The sequence below is a fragment of the Bacteroides sp. LFL-34 genome (assembly GCF_027257075.1).
Lineage (GTDB): Bacteria > Bacteroidota > Bacteroidia > Bacteroidales > Bacteroidaceae > Bacteroides > Bacteroides ovatus.
Genome location: NZ_JAPQKZ010000023.1, coordinates 87,222 through 106,136, shown reverse-complemented (window position 1 = coordinate 106,136; position 18,915 = coordinate 87,222). Strand labels below are relative to the sequence as shown.

Genomic DNA, 18,915 nt, shown 5'->3' with positions numbered 1-18,915 from the left:
ATAATTGGAATATAGCAACTTGTTGCCAAATGCATGAGGAAAAAGCAGCATAGCCAAAAGAAAATATAGCAGAACTGTAAAATATAAAAGAGGTTGTGCCAACGTTTTGACACAACCTCATTCGAGTGAGATGGTGACGGTATACCAATGTGATACCGTCACTATTTTTAGATATGTATTTTACCAGTTTCTTTTCACTGTGCGGTAACCGTAGCCGATAATTACAAGAAAACAGATGAACGGAAGAATAAATGAAACATTGACAGCCGGTAACCACGCTATTTGTTCCAAATCAATGATGCTTGCCTGTAGCGGTGGAAGAACAGAACCTCCCAGGATAGCCATAATAAGGCCGGCAGCTCCGAACTTCGCATCATCTCCCATACCTTTCAAGGCAATACCGTAGATGGTAGGGAACATCAATGACATACAAGCCGATACTGCTACCAGACAATACATTCCGAAGATATTTTGAAGGAAGATTACACCTAAAGTGAAAATACCTCCAAAGATAGCAAGAATCATCAGCAATTTACCCGCATTGAGATAGCGCAGAATGAACGTACAGATAAAACGGCTAATACAGAATATCACCATTGCTATGATATTATATTGTTGAGATAGTACTTCCGCACTTTTCTCGTCCATACCTTGTGACATGAACAAGCGTGTTCCATACTGAATGATGAAAGTCCAGCACATAATTTGTGCACCTACATAGAAAAATTGGGCAATCACACCTTCACGATAACGCGTTTGGGTGAAAATACGTTTCAGTGTAGGGAAGAAGTCTATTCTATGATTCTGATCTCCATTCTTAGGCATCTTGACGAATCGTATCAGAAGCAACATGGCTACGATAATCAGTCCGATAATGAGATAAGGAGCAATCAGGACGCTAAGGTCGCTTTCTTTGATTGCTTGAAATTCGCTGTCGTTAAGCAATGCGCGGTCTTCGGTACACATCGGATGCAATTTCGCTTGAATGAACTGCATGGCTACATACATTCCGAGAAGTGACCCCATCGGGTTGAAAGACTGTGCAAGGTTCAATCGCCGGGTAGCTGTTTCTTCCGTTCCCATGGAAAGAATATACGGATTACAGCTTGTTTCGAGGAAAGATAATCCGCAGGTCAGAATAAAATAAGCAATCAGAAACGGATAGTACTCACCCGTCATTTTGGCGGGGAAGAATAAGAAGGCTCCGAAAGCATACATACCCAGTCCTAACAAAACACCTGCTTTGTAGGAATATTTGCGGATGAAGATGGCAGCCGGGAAAGCCATTGCAAAGTAGCCTCCATAGAAGGCAACCTGTACCAATGCCCCGTCGGTGGCACTCATCCGGAAGATTTTAGAGAATGCCTTTACCATCGGATTGGTAATGTCATTGGCAAATCCCCATAACGCAAAACAGGAGGTAATGAGAATAAAAGGTATAAGATAACTGATGCCATCTTTCGAAATGATGGACTGCTTGGTGTGTTTCATGGTTGTTTCTGGTATTTTTTTAAGTATTATACAAATGGAACATTCTTTCCATCGGTTTCCATTTCTCTGCGGAACTCATTCCGGGTGCGGCTTGTTGGAAGATAGCCATATATTCTTCCCACTCTTGTTGGCGGGGAAGGGTGTTCAGGCGTTCCATTGCCGTGTCCCAGTCAAAATCAAGGGGAGTTTCGACGATCATAAACAGTCGGGTTCCCAGGATATAAATTTCCATTTCCAGGATGCCAACTTCCCGGATACCGGCAAGAATTTCCGGCCATGCTTCCGCCTGGCTATGTCTTTTCCGATATTCGGCGATTAGTTCCGGAGAATCGCGTAAATCAAGGGTTTGGCAATATCGTTTGACGGGAACGTCATAAGATTGAACCTGATAACCGGTTTTAGATGTTTCCATATACTTTTATTTTTTAGGATAATATACTTGTGGTGTAACGCTGCGAGTGACAATTTCCCGCAATTCACGAAGATCGGCAATTTCTCCTTTAGCCATTGCCTGCGTCAGGATGTTTCCCATTGCAGTGGCTTCCACCGGACCTGCATAAACAGGAATACCGAGTTCGTCAGCTGTCAGTTGGTTGAGCAACTTATTTTGTGATCCTCCTCCGATGATATTTAACTGACGGATTGGAGCGGGGAGGCAACGGTTGAGCTGTTCCACAGCCAGCCGATATCTGAAAGCTAATGACTGGAGCACACATCGTACAGTCTCTGCCTTGTTTTGGGGAATTTGCAAAGCATGATTCCGGCAATAATGAATAAGCGCGTTCTTCATATTTTCTGGATTCATGAATATGGTGTCGTCTACAGGGATGATTGTATCAATCTCGGCTTCGGCTGCTTGCGGGATGATTATATCATAATCTTGTTCCTCGCCACACGCTTTCCACTCGCTCATCAAGCGTTGCAGAATCCATAATCCTGTTATATTCTGGAGGAAACGGATTTTGCCGTCTACACCTCCTTCATTGGTGAATTGAGCTTTTCTTGCTTCTTCCGTTAATATGGGTTCGTCCACTTCAACTCCCAGTAACGACCAAGTGCCGGAACTAAGGAAAGCGATAGGACTTTCTGCAGCAGGAACAGCAGCTACGGCACTGGCTGTATCATGTGAACCTACGGCAATAACGTCTACGGCACCCAGTCCGGTTTCGCGTGCAATATCCTCTTTCAGAGTGCCTCTGATTGTTCCGGGAAGAATGATTTTACCGAACAGATGTTCGGGAAGACCTAAGCTATGTATGGTATCGAATGACCAGTTGCGTGATTTGGCGTTGAGTAATTCAGAGGTGGAGGCGATACAATATTCATTATTGGCTACCCCTGTCAGGAAATAACTGAAGAGATCGGGCATGAATAAAAGTTGCCGGGCAACTTCCAACTGTGCATCTTGATTTTGCTTCATGCTGTAAAGTTGAAACAGCGTATTGATAGGCATCACCTGAATACCGGTTTCGGCATAATGTCGATGTTCATCCATGCACTTGAATACTTCTGCCGGCATTCCCTCTGTTCTTGCATCCCGGTAACAGACTGGATTTCCTAATAGGTTTCCATGTTTGTCAATCAGTCCGAAATCCACTCCCCAAGTGTCAATACCAATACCTTTTACGGCATATCCTTTTTGTGCAGCCAGTTTTAGTCCGGTTTTCATATCTTCGAACAGAGCCGGGAAGTCCCAGTAAATATGATTGCCTAGTTTGACCTGCCGGTTGGAGAAGCGGTATATCTCTTCCAATTCCAGCCTGCCGTTAAGAAGAAAGCCGACGATGATTCGCCCGCTGCCGCCTCCGAAGTCTGCTGCTAAATAAGTGTGTTTGATGGTATCTTTCATGGTAATATGCCTGGATATTAGTTGGTTTTCTTTCCTAATACGTAGATTTCCAGGTCTTCAATTTCTGCCGGTGTGAGCACTGAATAATCACCGCCGGATTGAACAATGATGCGACAAGCCATTTCGAAAAAAGTAGCCCGTTCATATACTTGGTCGAAGTCTTTTCCGCACACCACTTGTCCGTGGTTGGTCAGTAAAACCGAGTTATGCTTTTGCATGGCTTCTACCACGGCTTTCGCCAGTTCCGGTGAGCCGGGACGATAATACGGAATCACAGGTATTTCTGAACCTACATGGCAAGGAATTTCTGCTGTTACGTTGAAATTTGCCGGCTTGTTCTTCATGCAGGAGACAGCGGTGGCATATTCCGATTGGAAATGGAGAACGACATTGACGTCCGGACGTTCACGGAGAATACCCAAATGGAATGTACTTTCCATAGAGGGTTTTACACCATTGGCAGGAATGCCGCTGGCAATATGGCAGATTGAAACCTTTTCTTTGCCAAGTGTGGGAACCCAGGAACCCGTACCGGAAATCAATGCTTCTTCGCCGATTCTCCAGGAAAGGTTACCGCTGCTGCAAAGCATTAACTTTGCATCCCCGTAACGATGTGCTTGTGCAATGAACTGTTCAATATGTTCGTTAGTAATCATAGTCTTACTTATTTAAGTCGCTGTAGGGGGCGGGGCTATCCCGACATTTGTTATGTGTCGGGTGGGGGACCCCGTCCCTACGAACGGCAAAGTTAAAATATTTATTTATACAGGACGAAAAAAACTTGTTTATTTATAAATAGGACCATAAGTTGCACAAGCTCTGTAATCTGATCCTTCTTTGTCCATGCCGAAAGCATTCCAGGCAGCCGGGCGGAACATCTGATCTTCTTCTACATTGTGCATGCATACCGGGATGCGGAGCATGGAAGCAAGAGTGATTAAGTCCTGGCCGATGTGTCCATAGCTGATGGCGCCATGATTGGCTCCCCAGTTATTCATGACTGAATATACGTCTTTGAAAGCCGGTTTATCACACAAACGGGGCACAAACCAGGTGGTAGGCCATGTCGGGTCTGTACGCATATTGAGTTTCTGATGGATTTCCGGATCAATTTCCACTGTCCAACCTTCTGCGATTTGCAGGACAGGGCCTAAGCCTTTAATCAGGTTGAGGCGCATCATGGTAACAGGCATTCCGCCTTTTGACAGGAAGTTGGACGAGAAGCCACCCCCACGGAAGTAGTCACGGTCTGCCGGATACCAGGTCGTTGCTTTGAGACAGTTCTCTACATCAGCGTCCGTCAGGTTCCATGGTTCTTTCATAACCGGATTGCCTGCTGCGTCTAATGATTGGCCGGAACCGTCGAGAGTCGTTGCACCGGAATTGATAAGATGGATGATACCGTTTGCTGCCAATCCGCTCAACTCTTTGCCGGTTACACGTTTCACGGCTTCAGGACTCCAGTAAGTACGTACGTCGGAGAATATTTGTGCACGGTTGGTCAATAGATGTCCGAACAACATGGCTACACCGTTGCAGGCATCATTTTCGGTAGCTACCACAAATGCTTCACGGATACCATTCCAGTCAAAAGAGGTATTGAGTAAAGCTTCCGGATAGTCACCGTTAGGATAGAAGTCTGTCCATTGGCGTTGTCCTTGGAAACCGGCTGCAATGGCATTATGTCCCAAGGCCTCTTCCTTGAATCCCATTTCTTTCAATTTGGGATTTCCGGTCATCAAGTCGCGCATGATAATCGTCATCTTTACAATGAATTCCCAATCAGCATCTTTCTGTTCACGGGTTTTACGTTTTTCAGGACGGTTCTTGAAGTCTTCACCTTCGTTTGTCTTGCAATTTTTTTCAGTCCAGGCCATGGCTTTGGCGTATTCTTCGTGGTCATAGATGCCTTCGTCCATTCGACGGATGATTTCTGTGAGGTCTATTGACTCATTACGCATTCCCAAATACTCTTGGAAGAAATCAGGATTAACGATAGAACCGGCGATACCCATAGATACACTACCCATTGACAGGTAAGATTTGCCTCTCATCGTAGCTACTGCCTGTGCAGCGCGTGCAAAACGAAGAATCTTTTCCGATACATCTTCAGGGATTGTATTATCGTCCAGATCTTGAACGTCGCGTCCGTAGATACCGAATGCGGGAAGGCCTTTTTGTGCGTGTCCGGCAAGTACGGCAGCAAGGTATACAGCTCCCGGACGTTCTGTGCCGTTGAATCCCCAGACAGCTTTCGGATAATGCGGGTTCATATCCATCGTTTCAGCACCATAGCACCAGCAAGAAGTGACGGTAATGGTAGAGCCGACCCCTTCTCTTTCAAACTTTTCCGCACAAGCGGCACTTTCGGCTACGCGTCCGATCGTGCTATCGGCTATAACACATTCTACCGGACTGCCATCACCGTTTTTCAGGTTGCTGCTGATTAACTCGGCTACTGCTTTTGCTAAATTCATTGTTTTCTCTTCAAGGCTTTCGCGAACGCCACCCTGGCGACCATCGATTGTGGGACGAATCCCGATTTTCGGATACTTTTTCATGGTTTCTATCTATTAAAGGATTAATTAATATCTGTGCTGAACTGTGCTGATGTCTTCGCAAAAAAAAAATTAAAGTGACTTTCGAAGCCTTACTTCCGTTGGTAAGAACTTCTGAACCGGTACATTATTAAGAACGAAATTGGCCGCTTCGTTTCCCATCATTTCCCAATCAATACTCAATGAGGTTATTCCTTCGTCAATCACTTCGTAGGAAGGAATATCATTATACGCTAACAGACCGAAATCTTTTCCGCATTTCAGCCCTTCCAATCTTCCTTGTTTCACCACTTTTACTACATCTTGTTGCTTGATGGCGATATAGGCAACTCCCTTACGTACGATCAGATTCTCAATATCCTCCTGTATTTCACAGAGGAATCCTTGCTCCTGACAGAAACGGGTAAAATACACCTTACTGCTTTGGGGATGTTTCAGGCTTTTGGGAAACAAAAAAACGAGCTGGTGATAGTTCTTCAATCTTTCCTTGAGCAGATTCAATGCCTGATAGAAAAATTCATCAAAATCCTGGCAGATATATGAATACTTTTCTTTTTCGAATTTGCCGAAATCAAGGAGTAGTAATCTTGAAGGATTAATTTTATTGAGAACAGTGCTGAATTTTTCGTTATCGAAATTCATCACGATGTATTTGTTGTATTTCCCGATGGATTCCCGGAGGATCGTATTGAACAACCGTTCGTTGTATTGATGAAATAATAAGTCTACCTTATAGTTGATAGGCAGATGTCTGACGAAACTGTTATATAAGGCTTCTTTGAAAGGAGTATATTGGTCGAGCAGCAATAAGACATTGGTCACCTGGCTCGTCACATAATAACCCTTGCCGGGAGTGGAGTCGATCAAGCCTCGTTCGCGTAAATCAAGGAAAGCCTTGAAAACGGTGTCGCGTGATACTCCGTATTGAGCACTCAACTGATTGATGGAAGGCAAAGAATCTCCTTCAAGAAATTCTTTTCTGGAAATCGCCTGGCTAAGTGCGTCCGCTAGTTGCGTAACCTTGCTTGCCTGTTGTCCGAATGTTGCCTTTTTATCAATTCGTTTCATATTCGAAAAATAAATAACACTATGCTGAACTATGCTGATGCAAAGAAAGGCATTTTATTCTGAACGGAATAAATAATTTGATATGTTTTATAGCAGAAAACAATAAAAAAATCCCCTCCGGCGGACCGGAGAGGATTTATAGCTTTTCCTGATTTCTTGTTCGGAATCTGCTGAAATTTATTCAGCAGCAGCTTCTGTTGCAGGAGCTTCTTCAGCCGGAGCTGCAGCTTCCTCTGCAGGTGCTTCAGCAGCAGCTTTTTCAGCAGCTTCAGCAGCTTTCTTTTCAGCGAGTGCTTTTGCTTTCACTTCGTTGATCTTCTTTTCTGCTTCCAGACGTGCTTTTGCTTCAGCTTTCTTAGCTTCGTCTTGTTTAGCCTTCAAAGTAGCCAAACCTGACTGTTTGTTGTTTTTCCAAGCTTCGAATTTAGCTTCAGCTTCTGCTTCTCCGAATGCGCCTTTTGCTACACCGCCCAGAAGATGTTTCTTCATGTAAACTCCTTCACGAGAAAGAATGTTACGTACAGTGTCACTTGGTTGTGCACCTTTCAGTACCCATGCCAATGCAGCGTCGAAATTCAAATCTACTGTAGCAGGATTGGTGTTAGGGTTGTAAGTACCAATCTTCTCAATAAATTTACCATCACGTGGTGCTCTGCTGTCTGCAATTACAATTGAATAGAACGCGTAACTTTTACGTCCGTGTCTCTGCAATCTGATTCTAGTTGCCATTTTAAATAATTGTTTTTAATGATTGATTTGAATTATACTATTATCTCGTAATAGCGGGCACAAAGATACGGCTTTTCTTTTGATTGACAAACATTTCGCATCTTTTTTACGAATACCGTTTCGGATAGCGGAACAAAATTGCTAGCAGGGCGCATGCTCCCATTGTAAACGGATAGTAGAGATTTCCGATGATACTGATGGGGGAGATACTGGCAAGTCCCGCTGCAATCAGCATCTGCGCTCCGTATGGAATAATCCCTTGTATCAGGCAGGAGAAAGTATCGAGGATACTGGCTGTTTTTCTTCGGTCGAGATGGAATTTCACGGCAATATCTTTGGCAATCGGTCCTGTTGTTATAATGGCAATCGTGTTGTTGGCTGTACATAAGTTGGCGATACTTACCAGGGCGGCAATGCTTAGTTCGGCTCCTCTTTTACCATTGACGTGGCGGGTGAGTTTCCGGATAATGAAATCGATACCACCGTTATAACGGATGGTTTCGAGCATCCCTCCGGCCAATAGAGTGATAATAATCAGTTCTCCCATTCCTGTAATTCCCATTCCCATGGCACCAAACCAGTCGAAAATTCCAAAGCTGCCGGTCGCGATGCCAATGATGCCACTTGTCAATATACCTATTATGAGTACGAGCATCACGTTCATTCCGGCAATGGCTGTTCCTAATACTATTATATAAGGTATAACTTTGATCCATTCAATGGTCTGTGTTTGGGCGGGAGCGGTAATGAATAGTCCCTGAAATATGTAAATTCCCAACACAATGATGGCTGCCGGGACGACAATCATAGAATTTACACGGAATTTATCGCGCATTACACATTCCTGGGTTTTTGTCGAAGCGATGGTGGTGTCGGAGATAAAAGATAAGTTGTCTCCGAAAAAAGAACCGCCTACTACGACGGCTACCATAAAGGGGAGAGCTATTTCTGTCTTTTCTGCCAGTCCTACGGCAACGGGAGTAAGGGCGACGATAGTTCCTACGCTGGTTCCGATGGATAAAGAGATGAAACAGGCGGCAATGAAGATGCCTGCCAGTAACAGGTTATCCGGCAGAATATGCAGTGTCAGATTGACAGTGGCATCGATTGCTCCCATTTGTTTCGCACTATGAGCAAAGGCTCCGGCAAGAATGAATATCCATATCATCAGGAGGATATTTTTATTGGCAGCTCCCACGGAGAACTGATAGATGCGTTGGTCTAGTTTCAATCCTTTGGTAATAGCAATGGCGTAGCAGGAAGAAACAAGGAAAGCCACCGTGATAGGCACTTTATAAAAGTCGTTGACAAGAATGGAAGTTACCAGGTAAAGGCATAAGAATACGAGCAACGGACTTAATGCCCACCAACTTCCGGTGCGGTTTTTATGTATTTTTTCTTCAGTCATAAATGGAATATGTAGATATTCGTTTTTTGCTTTTGGTTCTCTGTCTCTTAAAGTAAAATAATACGCTTCTGCATGATTTCCGTCAGTTGTGCTTTCAACAGGCGGGCATTGATAGGTTTAGGCATATAGCCGTCAAAACCGCTTTCCATCACCCGTTGTTCATCCGAAGCATAGGCAAAAGCCGTAATGGCGATAATAGGTACCTTGGCAGAATATTTGCGTATTTCTTTAGTTGCCTCGTAACCGTCCATGACCGGCATATTGATGTCCATCAATATAATCTGCGGATTATATTGCTTGAACATTTCCACCGCCTCTTGTCCATCCCAGTCATGAATTAATTGATACTCTCCCTTTAGTATGGATGCGAACAGTTTGTAGTTACTTTCATTATCCTCGGCAATCAGAATGGTAAACTTGTTTTTTTCTATACTTATCGGCTGAATTTCCTCTTTTTTTATGCTTTCTTCTACGGCTATTGCGGCTTTATATGGCAGCGTGAACCAGAATGTTGAGCCTTTGCCCTCTTCCGAGTCTACTCCGATGGTACCTCCCATGTGTTCTACCAGAGTCTGGCAGATAGAAAGTCCCAGGCCAGTGCCTTGTTCGAAACTATTTAATTTGACGAAGCGTCCGAAAATGCTCTTTTGCTTGTCTTTGGGAATGCCACAGCCAGTATCGCTGACATAAAAATAGATCTCTTTGCCGCGGAGTTCATAGCCAAAACGAATGTATCCTTCAGTGGTGAATTTGATGGCATTACTTATCAGGTTGATGAGCAATTGTGACAGCCTGTTCTTCTCTGTATGGATAAAGCAATTTTTCTCTGCCAGATGGCAGGTTAGCTGTACTTTTTCAGATTTTATTTTTAATTGTAATGAGCTCGTTAACTCGTTCAGCATTTTGTTCAAGTCTATGTTGGAATATTGAAATTCCAATGTTCCGGCTTCAATCTTTGATAAATCAAGAATGTCGCTGATTAATTGTAATAACAAGGTATTATTGTTTTCAATGATGCTCACATATTCCTGCTTTTCCTCTTCCTCGTCTGTTGAAGCCAATATGCCGGAGAAACCGACAATAGCGTTGAGGGGAGTACGGATTTCATGGCTCATATTGGCGAGGAAGGCAGACTTCAGACGATTGGATTCTTCTGCCCGGTCTCTGGCTGTGGTCAATTCCATTTCCATCTTTTTCCGTGTGGTGATGACTTGTGAAGAACCGACCAGGGTGAGCGGCTTGCCGTTTTCGTCACGGGTCTCTACAGCGGCTTGAGCTTCCACCCATTCGATTCTGTGAATGTTATTCTGTACATTGATAACCCGGTATTCTTCCCTGACTTTATCCGATCGCCCTTCTATCAGGTCATCATAGGCTTTTTCTACCCGTTTACGGTCTTCTTTGAATATCTTTGAGAAATATTGGGAATCGGGCACTGCCAATTGTTCTTCATTCACGTCTTTATCGTTTGTGCTAAGCTCAATAGGCCTATTGATGTCGCAAAGTATGGTTTTGCTTCGCAAATCCCATTTCCAAGGCACGATATTGGCTACGTCCAGTGCCATTGCCAGTTTATTGTTGGTAGCACTTAGTTTTTGTTGTGCTTTGTGTAGTTCGGTGCTGTCCAGGCAGAAAATATCGACAATATTGTTGTGGTGAGTTCCTTTTAGTACTACATCATAGAAGGTGTCTATCTGTTTGAAATAATAGGGGAAAGTGATAGCCTTGTTTTCCGCAAGTGACATTTTGGTGAAATGCAGGAACTCCGGCATGGATTCAGGGAATATTTCACTGGCTTTCTTGCCTACTACATCTTCTTTACGGAAGAAACTTTTCTCGAAATGAGCGTTGACATTCCGGTATACAAGTTCTATCGGAGTGCCTTCTTCATTCATGATTAACTCTTCTTGCATATACAATATAGGCATATTGTTAATCAGGTTTTTGTAAGAAGTCATTGTGTCAATCTCTTTCTGTTGTATTTTCTTGAGCTTATTCAGATGACTGATGCGGTATTGGAAGAATAGGGCAAGCAGTATGAAGCAGACTATGGTTCCTAAAATAAAGTATCCGTACTGTTCCCAAAACGTAGGCGGCTTGTTAAAGAAAATAGTGCCCGGGGGACATAAGTATGGCGACATTCCTTTACGTAGCAAAACATTGTAGTTGATAGTCGGAGCGGCATCTGAAGGCTCGTAAAAAGGTATCTCGGATGCTTGTTTGCCATTCAATATTGATTGGATCGTTTGTATGATTTTCTGGCTGTATGCATGTTGATCGTAGATGTATCCGCCAATTATTCCTCCTGCGTTGTCCTTGATTGTCATCATCCCAAGGCTGAACAGAGGTGCGGAAGTCGTTGAGACTAACAGGTGTGAATTTGTAACTAGCGAGGTGTTGCCGGCAAAGGTGTGTTTGTAAAACCATGAAGAGAAAAGTATTCCTGTTGTTTTAGGATCAACGGTGTAAAGGGTGTCCAGCAAATGATTGGTTTGCATCTTCCGGGGCGATATGAATTGATAATTGATGTCGGGATGGCTCTTTTTCAATTCTTGTTTGATAACCATATTGTAAGTCTGGTTGTTTTGCCGTTCATCACCGATAAATATGAAATTTTTAATATCGGGAGTCATTCGGCAAATCAGGTCTATATTTTCTTTAATATAGAAATTGGAATGTAGGAAAGTGAGATTGTAAGGCTGCGCCATATCTGCAATCGGGGTTCTTGCAGTCAACTCAACAGGCTTCTTTTGGAGATAAAATTCCTTCGGGCCGATGTAATCTTCTTCAGCACATAGTATAATCGGAATATTTCCCCACATCTTTCTGAAGTCGTCCCGTAATATCATGCTGGAGTTTCCGAGTAATATCAACATACGTGGGGAATGCTGCTTGTATTTTTCCAGAACTGTCTGTCTGAATTCATTTAAAGTGGAGTCTGTGTCCATCATTAGCATGTTCATGTGTTCGGTATAGAGTGCTAATTGAGGCGAATTCTGGGCATATTCGGTAATGGCTGAAATCATTCTGAAGCTCCAGGGAGCTGCTTCTGTATATGAATTAATGATTAAAAGATAATTTGACGAGTTCACTGAATTTTTTTGAGCTAGAATCGGTGATATGTAGGAAAAAGCTAATAGACAGAAAGACAAAAATAATTTTATTATATATGAGTTAATTATTTTGGTTTGAAAAAGAGTTGTCATTTTTAATTTAATTTTCTGGTGGCTTATTAAGTTTATGCATTGGCAAAAGTATTAATAATAAATGAATTAAACTTGATTTTGACCATAAAAAATGAATGAAAAAAAGACTTCAGGTCTTTTTCTGATTAACGGGCTTTTTATTCAATTTTATAGGGGTACGCTTTGGTAGGGATGAGTAAACCAAAAACGCGAGCCGGTTCCCATCTCGGATTCCACTCCAATAGTGCCGCCGAGATGTTCGATAATGCTCCTGCAAATAGACAGCCCTAAGCCTGTGCCTTTTGAGAATGAATTGAGTTTCACAAAGCGGTCGAATACCCGGTCTACTTTGTCCGGTTCAATCCCCATTCCTGTATCAGCTACGGAAAATTCAATTTCACAGGTATCTTCTTTCAGATGATATTCAAGAAGAATCTGTCCCTTATTTGTAAATTTGAGGGCATTGTTGATAAAGTTTGTGATAACCTGCATCAGGCGTTTCTTGTCAGTATAGATATAAAAATTGGGTAGGGTGGGGGCTAGTAAAACTGGTACCGGCTTATCTTCTTTTATATCATAATTGCGTATAATATCTTCACAGAAGCTCTTAATGTCCAGATAATCCATGGTGAAGTCGAGTGTTCCGGCTTCTATTTTTGATAAGTCGAGAATGTCGGATATCAGTTGTAAAAGAAGTTCGGTGTTTTCTTGCATGATATCGACATAATCCTGACGTTCCTTTTTGTCATCCGATTCGACCAGTAAACTGGCAAAGCCGACAATCGCATTGAGCGGAGTACGGATTTCATGACTCATATTGGCGAGGAAGGCTGATTTTAAGCGGTCCAGGTTTTCCGCTTTTTCTTTGGCTATCCTTAGTTCTTCTTCTATTGTTTTTTGGTGGTCAATATCAACGCTGGTAATCACGTGTGCCATCTGTCCGTCTATCCAGGCAAATGCTGCACTGAATACCCGGAACCAACATTTGTCGAACGGGCGTTGGTAATCCCAGGAATATACCTTGGTTGGCAGCCCGTTTTCATCTATCAAATGTTTCTTAGGACAAAACTCACATTCTCCGGTTTTATCTTTATATAGAGCCTGCCAGCATTTTTTTCCTTCAAAGTGTTCGATACCTCCATAAGGAGCGGCCATAGATTCATTGGCATATAGCATATCATGGGAATCAAAAGAGTTTACGTAGATGTCAACCCCCATATTATTCATGATGCTGCTTAACGTCTTGCTCGCCCGTACTTCTCTTTCTTTATATTCCCGCACTGCTATTTCCTTGGAGAGGGAGCCTAAAATGAGATGAATCATTTGCAGTTCTTCATCGGTGAAAGATATTGCATGTTCTCTGTCTCCAAATCCGATGAATCCGATAATTTTTCCTTCGGAGTCTTGAATTTGCCGGATTAGTAATGAATCGACTTTATAGAAATCCACGATGTCTACATCATCCCAAGAAGTATTTTGGTTTCTGCAAGCATAAAAAGGTTTGTTCTTTCCATTTGCACGGACAACATGTTGATTGGTCATTTCGCTGATTTCAAAACGTTGTCGCAAAACGTTGTCGTTATTTCCGACAGTTTCCTTTAGATAGAAGTAGCGAAATCCGTCAGTTTGATAAATGAATCCTCTTTTAAAGCCATAGTATTCGCAAATATCCGTAAGTGATTCTGTGATTTTTTTCTCAATAGAGTCACAGCTATTCAGTCTTTCTAAAAAATGAAGTAAAAATGCATTGTAATTCTCTCTTTCTCTAATCATATTGTTTTAGGCATCTTGTTTGGTTATTTAAACTCGGAAGGAGTATGCTGTTTATCTCTTTCAAGTCTTCAAGCTGCTAATATACGGACTTTTAAAAAATGATGAACGCTGTTTCAGATTTTTTGTAATGTTCCGTTTTTCTTTTTTTTGGTACGAAAAGAGAATGTGATATATGATATTTCTCTTGGATTTTAGTTAACTAACAATAATCATTTGAGAAATAAAGGAGTGGACGCTTATACGGATTTATTGAATTGAATAATGATTGGGGAAGTTAGTCGGTCTTTGAATTTTTTGAATCTGTAAGTGATTGATTATTAATGCGCCATAAATGTGCATTTTTCCTTTAAAACCAACGGGGCGTTCCTTTAAAAGAAACGACCCGTTGTACACCGAGAAACACACTGTTGCTTTTAAAGGAACGTGCTTTTTCATCTTCGGATGCGTAGATTAATATAATAATGTTTATATTTATTGTTTTATATCTACGTTGCGAACATTATTTTAATGCTTCGATAACCTGTGGCATCATTGTCCAAATGGTGTTTTCATCTTGAGCAGTAAAAAAGTTGCCATCTATCTCTGATTTCTTATCGGTAGCTGTTCCGTTTTGAATAGCTGGTTTAGCTAATGGGTGAACTGCTACTTTCTTCCCTTTGGTAATTCCGGTAAAGTCAAACATCATTGCACCGGCACAATGTCCGATCATCATTTTCCCTTTATCTCCGAAAGTTTTAATGACTTGCATCAAATCTACGTTATAGGGTTTATCGGCATTCTGCTGAAATACAGGTACTGCATCCCCACAAGAGAAAACGAGTGCATCGAATTCATCTTCGTGTCCCTTCAAATTAGCGATCACATCGTCTGCTGTCAGGCTGATTCCTGAATTTGTTTTAATCTCCTTCGTATCCGATACGGCAAATACTTTATATGAAATGCCATTCTCGAAAAACGCTTCCAAATATTGGAATAATCCACAACCATTTACCGGATTCACTGCTAAAACTGCAACTTTCTTTGCCATAATCATAATTATTTAAATGAAACAATAGTTATTATTAGTAAGTTTATTACTTTTGTGATGCAAATGTATCTTTCTAGTTTGAGAAATGCAATAACGTACTTGAAAATAAGGAGGTTACATAGAGGTAACTATTGTTGGAACTCAATAAAATACAAAACGTTAAAGAATGAAAAACTTTCATCCGATAGGAAATTGTCCGATAAGAGATGTGCTTAGCCGCTTGGGAGACAAGTGGTCGATGCTGGTGCTTATTACGCTGAACGCAAACGGCACCATGCGTTTTAGTGATATTCATAAAACGATAGAAGATGTTTCACAAAGAATGTTGACTGTAACATTGCGTACTCTGGAATCAGATGGATTGGTTGAACGGAAAGTATATGCTGAAGTACCTCCCCGTGTGGAGTATTGTCTGACAGATACGGGTGGCACTTTGATTCCTCATATTGAAGGACTGGTGGGATGGGCTTTGGAGAATATGGATACTATTTTGGACCATAGACAAATGAGTCGGTAACATTTTTATTTTATGATAAAATAGATAATATGGAGATAAAGCTAGTAACTTCAGATAAAAAAGAATTTCTCGAATTATTACTCTTGGCTGATGAACAGGAAAGTATGATTGACCGGTATTTGGAGCGCGGCGATATGTTCGTTCTTTATGATAACGGATTGAAAGCTCTTTGTGTAGTGACTCGTGAAGGGGAAGGTATTTATGAAATCAAGAATATTGCTACTGTTCCTTTCTTCCAACGACAGGGGTACGGAAAACGTTTAATAGAGTTCTTATTTGAATATTATCAGGGGAAGTGCTCTGAAATGTTGGTGGGCACAGGAGATGTACCTTCTTCCAGATCTTTCTATGAACACTGTGGTTTTGTGATTTCTCACCGGATAAAGAATTTCTTTACTGACAACTACGATCATTCGATGTATGAGGATGGTGTGCAGTTGGTGGATATGATATATTTGAAGAAAACATTTTAGTGTGTAGTGAGTGAAGGAAGTTCAATCGTTTGGATGAAATAAAGAATTTTGTTTGTTTATGTTACTGTATGAATGAACCGCTTATTTATAGCCTCCTATTGTATGAAAACGTGTTTCTTATTTTTTACAATTAAAGACTACGTTCTTAATAAGCGTACTTTCGGTTTATAATAAACTTTTTGATAGTTTATTATAAACGGTATCAGAGTTTATTAAAAACTATTTTGAGCATTTTTAGAGATTCTATAGAATGAATTAAGTACAGATATATCATAGGGCAATGATCGTTAGATCATTGCCCTATGATATATCTGTACTAACACTAAAATGTATCAGTTTAAAGGTGCTTTATGTCTCTATTTTTCCTATATTTTTCATTTCTCTTATTGCTTTTATTTTCTCAAAGATACAAAATAAAAAGCCATTTGTCAAGTGTTTCAGAAGAAAAGCCGATTATTCATTAAACCAGTCTATTTTCTTTGAAAAATACATCACTATTGCCAGAATGATAAACAGTCCTAAGCTGCCTGCCAATAATGCGAAAGTCTCCAGCTGAATAAGAACAAAGATGTAAATATAGAGTATAGCCAACAAACCGGACATGATTAATGACGGTTTCTTTTTCTTGGTGATTCCGAACATATATCCACCTACCAGTATAATAGTCAGTGCAGAAGATAACAAATAGGCCGGGTTGAAACCGACGTGCTCGGAGAAGGAGAGGAGCAGGCTGTAGAATAGACAGAGAGCCAGCCCTACCAATAAATACTGCAAAGCATGAATACGGGTCTTGTTCATGATTTCAGTGAAGAAGATCACTCCGAAAGTCAGTAGGATAATCAGAATGGCATACTTTGCGGAGCGCATGGACTGCTGGTACTGTTCCACCGGAATTTTGAAATTCACACCGAAACTGGAGTTTTCAATATCTTTGATGTTCGAGGTGTTGTAGTCAGCCATCACCTGCGAATAATTCCGGTTCAAGTTTAAAACCTGCCATTGCGCGGAAAATTCCTTCTCCGTAATATTCCGGTTGTTAGGCAGATAGTTTCCGGTAAAGCTCGGTGTATTCCAGTTGGCTTTCAGATCTACACGGGTTGTTTTACCCAACGGAATAAAGTTGAGTGACTGTGAACCTTTCAGTTTGATTTTAATTTCATAAGGCAGTTTTTTATTCTGCTTCAACTCCGACAAATTAGCGATCGCATGAACTCCGGTATTATCTATGCCTCTGTTGTCCATACCCGGCTCGAAGATGTAAACTGAATCTCCCAAAGTGATGCTGATTTGTTCGCTGATGCCACGCATGTCGGTCAGATTCAGGCAAATAGCTGCCCTGTCAAACTGCAGCTGTTCCATATCTATTCTGCTCTTTTTCAATTCTTCCGAACTGAATGACCCTTTCAATGTCAGTTCCGATTGATATACGTTGACCTCGTAGATACTTCTTTTCAGGATTTCAGTCTTCAGTTGCCCGTTGATCGTAAGTTCGTCGGGGAAAAGTATCAGGTCTTTGATGGAAACTTTCTTCTCGCCGTTGTTTTCAGTGACAACCGGATACTGTAGATTCAGGTAGGGGCCAGTGATGGTCTGTGCAAGACTCCATTTTTCACTTACCTCGTCGATAGCTTCTTCCTGGGTTCGTCCCCGTTCGGAAATAAGATTCTCAATCATGAACATGGGTATCATCAGGAGAAGGATTAATAATCCGATGATGACAACCTTGATTGTTTTGGAGAAACGGTGGAGGCATCCCATAGGTTGCTGTGCCTGTTGCTCATTTGAATTTTCATTGAAAGCGTCCATAAGCCAGTAGTGTTTTGATGAATTATTTATTTTGATTTTAGAAATTTCTCTAAGGCTTCAATATGCGATTTGAAAGCTTCTCTGCCTTGCAGGGTTGCCTGAAAAACAGTCCGTGGCTTTCGTCCGACAAAACTTTTGTTGCATACGATATATCCCAGTTCTTCCAGGGCACGAGTATGGCTGGCAAGATTACCGTCGGTCAGAGAGAGCTGTTCTTTCAGAAAATTGAAATCAGCTTCCTCATTTACCATCAGAATAGCCATGATGCCTAGTCGGACCTTGCTTTCGAATGCTTTATTAATATATTGGAATGCTTCTATCATTTAGGATCTTTTTCTTTCGTAGTGTAAATAGAACAATATACCATAGAGGATGTGGAAACCGCCGAAACCGATGGTCCAGAACAGTAGTGAATGACCTTCCCAAAAACAGTCTACAACGCCCAGACAAATGAAGGCATAGCCTAGCCATACGATACTGGAATAAGTAAACTTGGAAACATTGACCAATGCCAGCCCGTAAAATAAAAGCATCACGGAAGCCAGGATGTCATAATACTCGTGCATAAGGATGGAAATACATAAAACACCTCCGGTCAGCATCGGAAGAGAGAAATTCCATAATGCCCGGTAAGTGAGGCGGCTGAAAAATTTCTGTCCTGTCTTCTTGGATTTGTAATAGGACAGGATGCAGGCTGTGACCGCCGCGGCTACCAATACGAGCGCGGCTATTATAGCCATTAATTCAAGGGCAACAATTAAATGAGTGCCCGGTGTAATAACTTCTGTGGCGATATATGCCCCAGCTAATGCGTAAATGCCCGCCATGATTGCAGCGAGACCACTTAGAGAGATAAACTTTGAGGACTTTTCCATCAACTCTTTTATCTCATTTACCGATTCTAATGCTTTATCTTTATTCATATAAAAAGTACTTTGTAGTGCAAAGTAAAACAAAAGATTTCAGATGAACAAACTTTTTGCTTGGATATTTTGATAATAAAGAATAGGATTTTATGATAAGATGTTAAT

The 18,915-nt window shown here is 41.6% G+C and carries 16 protein-coding genes; 2 read left to right on the top strand and 14 right to left on the bottom strand.

What is annotated here, in order from left to right:
* Positions 1 to 180 precede the first annotated feature (180 nt).
* From fucP to N5O98_RS15065, 11 genes are all read right to left on the bottom strand, one after another.
* On the bottom strand, positions 181 to 1,491 hold the full coding sequence (fucP, locus tag N5O98_RS15115; RefSeq protein WP_004300178.1) for an L-fucose:H+ symporter permease: 1,311 nt from the start codon (positions 1,489 to 1,491) through the stop codon (positions 181 to 183).
* A gap of 19 nt (positions 1,492 to 1,510) precedes the next feature.
* Positions 1,511 to 1,903, bottom strand: a complete 393-nt coding sequence (locus tag N5O98_RS15110; RefSeq protein ID WP_004300177.1) for an L-rhamnose mutarotase — start codon at positions 1,901 to 1,903, stop codon at positions 1,511 to 1,513.
* A gap of 6 nt (positions 1,904 to 1,909) precedes the next feature.
* Positions 1,910 to 3,340, bottom strand: a complete 1,431-nt coding sequence (locus N5O98_RS15105; protein WP_004308080.1) for a rhamnulokinase — start codon at positions 3,338 to 3,340, stop codon at positions 1,910 to 1,912.
* Positions 3,341 to 3,357: 17 nt separating this feature from the next.
* Complete coding sequence (locus tag N5O98_RS15100) at positions 3,358 to 3,996, bottom strand: class II aldolase/adducin family protein (protein WP_004308079.1); 639 nt, start codon at positions 3,994 to 3,996, stop codon at positions 3,358 to 3,360.
* A gap of 129 nt (positions 3,997 to 4,125) precedes the next feature.
* A complete protein-coding gene (gene fucI / locus N5O98_RS15095) occupies positions 4,126 to 5,901 on the bottom strand; it encodes an L-fucose isomerase (RefSeq protein ID WP_004303845.1) in 1,776 nt (591 codons plus the stop codon).
* A 69-nt stretch (positions 5,902 to 5,970) separates the two neighbouring features.
* Positions 5,971 to 6,966 carry a GntR family transcriptional regulator gene (locus N5O98_RS15090; protein ID WP_004300173.1) on the bottom strand — a complete coding sequence of 332 codons (996 nt, stop codon included), beginning with the start codon at positions 6,964 to 6,966 and terminating at the stop codon, positions 5,971 to 5,973.
* A gap of 177 nt (positions 6,967 to 7,143) precedes the next feature.
* A complete protein-coding gene (locus tag N5O98_RS15085) occupies positions 7,144 to 7,695 on the bottom strand; it encodes a 30S ribosomal protein S16 (protein WP_004325681.1) in 552 nt (183 codons plus the stop codon).
* 106 nt (positions 7,696 to 7,801) lie between these two features.
* Entirely contained in the window at positions 7,802 to 9,103 is a 1,302-nt protein-coding gene (locus tag N5O98_RS15080) for a Na+/H+ antiporter NhaC family protein (RefSeq protein ID WP_008651787.1), read from the bottom strand.
* Positions 9,104 to 9,150: 47 nt separating this feature from the next.
* Positions 9,151 to 12,309 (bottom strand): ATP-binding protein, encoded by a 3,159-nt coding sequence (locus tag N5O98_RS15075; RefSeq protein ID WP_118161466.1) that lies wholly within the window; start codon positions 12,307 to 12,309, stop codon positions 9,151 to 9,153.
* Between the two features lie 147 nt (positions 12,310 to 12,456).
* Positions 12,457 to 14,061: a GAF domain-containing sensor histidine kinase gene (locus N5O98_RS15070; RefSeq protein ID WP_004317811.1), complete on the bottom strand. Its 1,605-nt coding sequence runs from the start codon at positions 14,059 to 14,061 to the stop codon at positions 12,457 to 12,459.
* Positions 14,062 to 14,560: 499 nt separating this feature from the next.
* Positions 14,561 to 15,088: a DJ-1/PfpI family protein gene (locus N5O98_RS15065; RefSeq protein ID WP_004317816.1), complete on the bottom strand. Its 528-nt coding sequence runs from the start codon at positions 15,086 to 15,088 to the stop codon at positions 14,561 to 14,563.
* A gap of 166 nt (positions 15,089 to 15,254) precedes the next feature.
* Between N5O98_RS15065 and N5O98_RS15060 the strand changes: the two genes are divergently transcribed.
* The gene (locus N5O98_RS15060) at positions 15,255 to 15,605 is read left to right on the top strand and encodes a winged helix-turn-helix transcriptional regulator (protein WP_004300166.1); all 351 of its coding nucleotides are present in this window, start codon (positions 15,255 to 15,257) and stop codon (positions 15,603 to 15,605) included.
* A gap of 29 nt (positions 15,606 to 15,634) precedes the next feature.
* Positions 15,635 to 16,078: a GNAT family N-acetyltransferase gene (locus N5O98_RS15055; RefSeq protein WP_022199879.1), complete on the top strand. Its 444-nt coding sequence runs from the start codon at positions 15,635 to 15,637 to the stop codon at positions 16,076 to 16,078.
* A gap of 453 nt (positions 16,079 to 16,531) precedes the next feature.
* On the opposite strand, the gene creD is transcribed toward N5O98_RS15055, so the two are convergent.
* From creD to N5O98_RS15040, 3 genes are read right to left on the bottom strand one after another with little or no spacing between them, the layout of a single operon-like run.
* Positions 16,532 to 17,884, bottom strand: coding sequence for a cell envelope integrity protein CreD (gene creD / locus N5O98_RS15050; protein WP_004308070.1), 1,353 nt, complete (start codon positions 17,882 to 17,884; stop codon positions 16,532 to 16,534).
* Positions 17,885 to 17,910: 26 nt separating this feature from the next.
* The gene (locus N5O98_RS15045; RefSeq protein ID WP_004308069.1) at positions 17,911 to 18,207 is read right to left on the bottom strand and encodes a winged helix-turn-helix domain-containing protein; all 297 of its coding nucleotides are present in this window, start codon (positions 18,205 to 18,207) and stop codon (positions 17,911 to 17,913) included.
* A complete protein-coding gene (locus N5O98_RS15040; RefSeq protein WP_004308068.1) occupies positions 18,208 to 18,807 on the bottom strand; it encodes a hypothetical protein in 600 nt (199 codons plus the stop codon).
* Positions 18,808 to 18,915 lie beyond the last annotated feature (108 nt).

Bases quoted from the DNA above. Each gene is read 5' to 3' on its own strand.
- N5O98_RS15055 (WP_022199879.1), top strand. From the start codon at position 15,635: ATGGAGATAAAGCTAGTAACTTCAGATAAAAAAGAATTTCTCGAATTA.
- N5O98_RS15070 (WP_004317811.1), bottom strand. From the start codon at position 14,061: ATGATTAGAGAAAGAGAGAATTACAATGCATTTTTACTTCATTTTTTA.
- N5O98_RS15065 (WP_004317816.1), bottom strand. From the start codon at position 15,088: ATGGCAAAGAAAGTTGCAGTTTTAGCAGTGAATCCGGTAAATGGTTGT.
- N5O98_RS15100 (WP_004308079.1), bottom strand. From the start codon at position 3,996: ATGATTACTAACGAACATATTGAACAGTTCATTGCACAAGCACATCGT.
- N5O98_RS15090 (WP_004300173.1), bottom strand. From the start codon at position 6,966: ATGAAACGAATTGATAAAAAGGCAACATTCGGACAACAGGCAAGCAAG.
- N5O98_RS15045 (WP_004308069.1), bottom strand. From the start codon at position 18,207: ATGATAGAAGCATTCCAATATATTAATAAAGCATTCGAAAGCAAGGTC.
- N5O98_RS15075 (WP_118161466.1), bottom strand. From the start codon at position 12,309: ATGACAACTCTTTTTCAAACCAAAATAATTAACTCATATATAATAAAA.
- N5O98_RS15080 (WP_008651787.1), bottom strand. From the start codon at position 9,103: ATGACTGAAGAAAAAATACATAAAAACCGCACCGGAAGTTGGTGGGCA.
- fucI (WP_004303845.1), bottom strand. From the start codon at position 5,901: ATGAAAAAGTATCCGAAAATCGGGATTCGTCCCACAATCGATGGTCGC.
- N5O98_RS15105 (WP_004308080.1), bottom strand. From the start codon at position 3,340: ATGAAAGATACCATCAAACACACTTATTTAGCAGCAGACTTCGGAGGC.
- fucP (WP_004300178.1), bottom strand. From the start codon at position 1,491: ATGAAACACACCAAGCAGTCCATCATTTCGAAAGATGGCATCAGTTAT.
- N5O98_RS15085 (WP_004325681.1), bottom strand. From the start codon at position 7,695: ATGGCAACTAGAATCAGATTGCAGAGACACGGACGTAAAAGTTACGCG.
- N5O98_RS15040 (WP_004308068.1), bottom strand. From the start codon at position 18,807: ATGAATAAAGATAAAGCATTAGAATCGGTAAATGAGATAAAAGAGTTG.
- N5O98_RS15060 (WP_004300166.1), top strand. From the start codon at position 15,255: ATGAAAAACTTTCATCCGATAGGAAATTGTCCGATAAGAGATGTGCTT.
- creD (WP_004308070.1), bottom strand. From the start codon at position 17,884: ATGGACGCTTTCAATGAAAATTCAAATGAGCAACAGGCACAGCAACCT.
- N5O98_RS15110 (WP_004300177.1), bottom strand. From the start codon at position 1,903: ATGGAAACATCTAAAACCGGTTATCAGGTTCAATCTTATGACGTTCCC.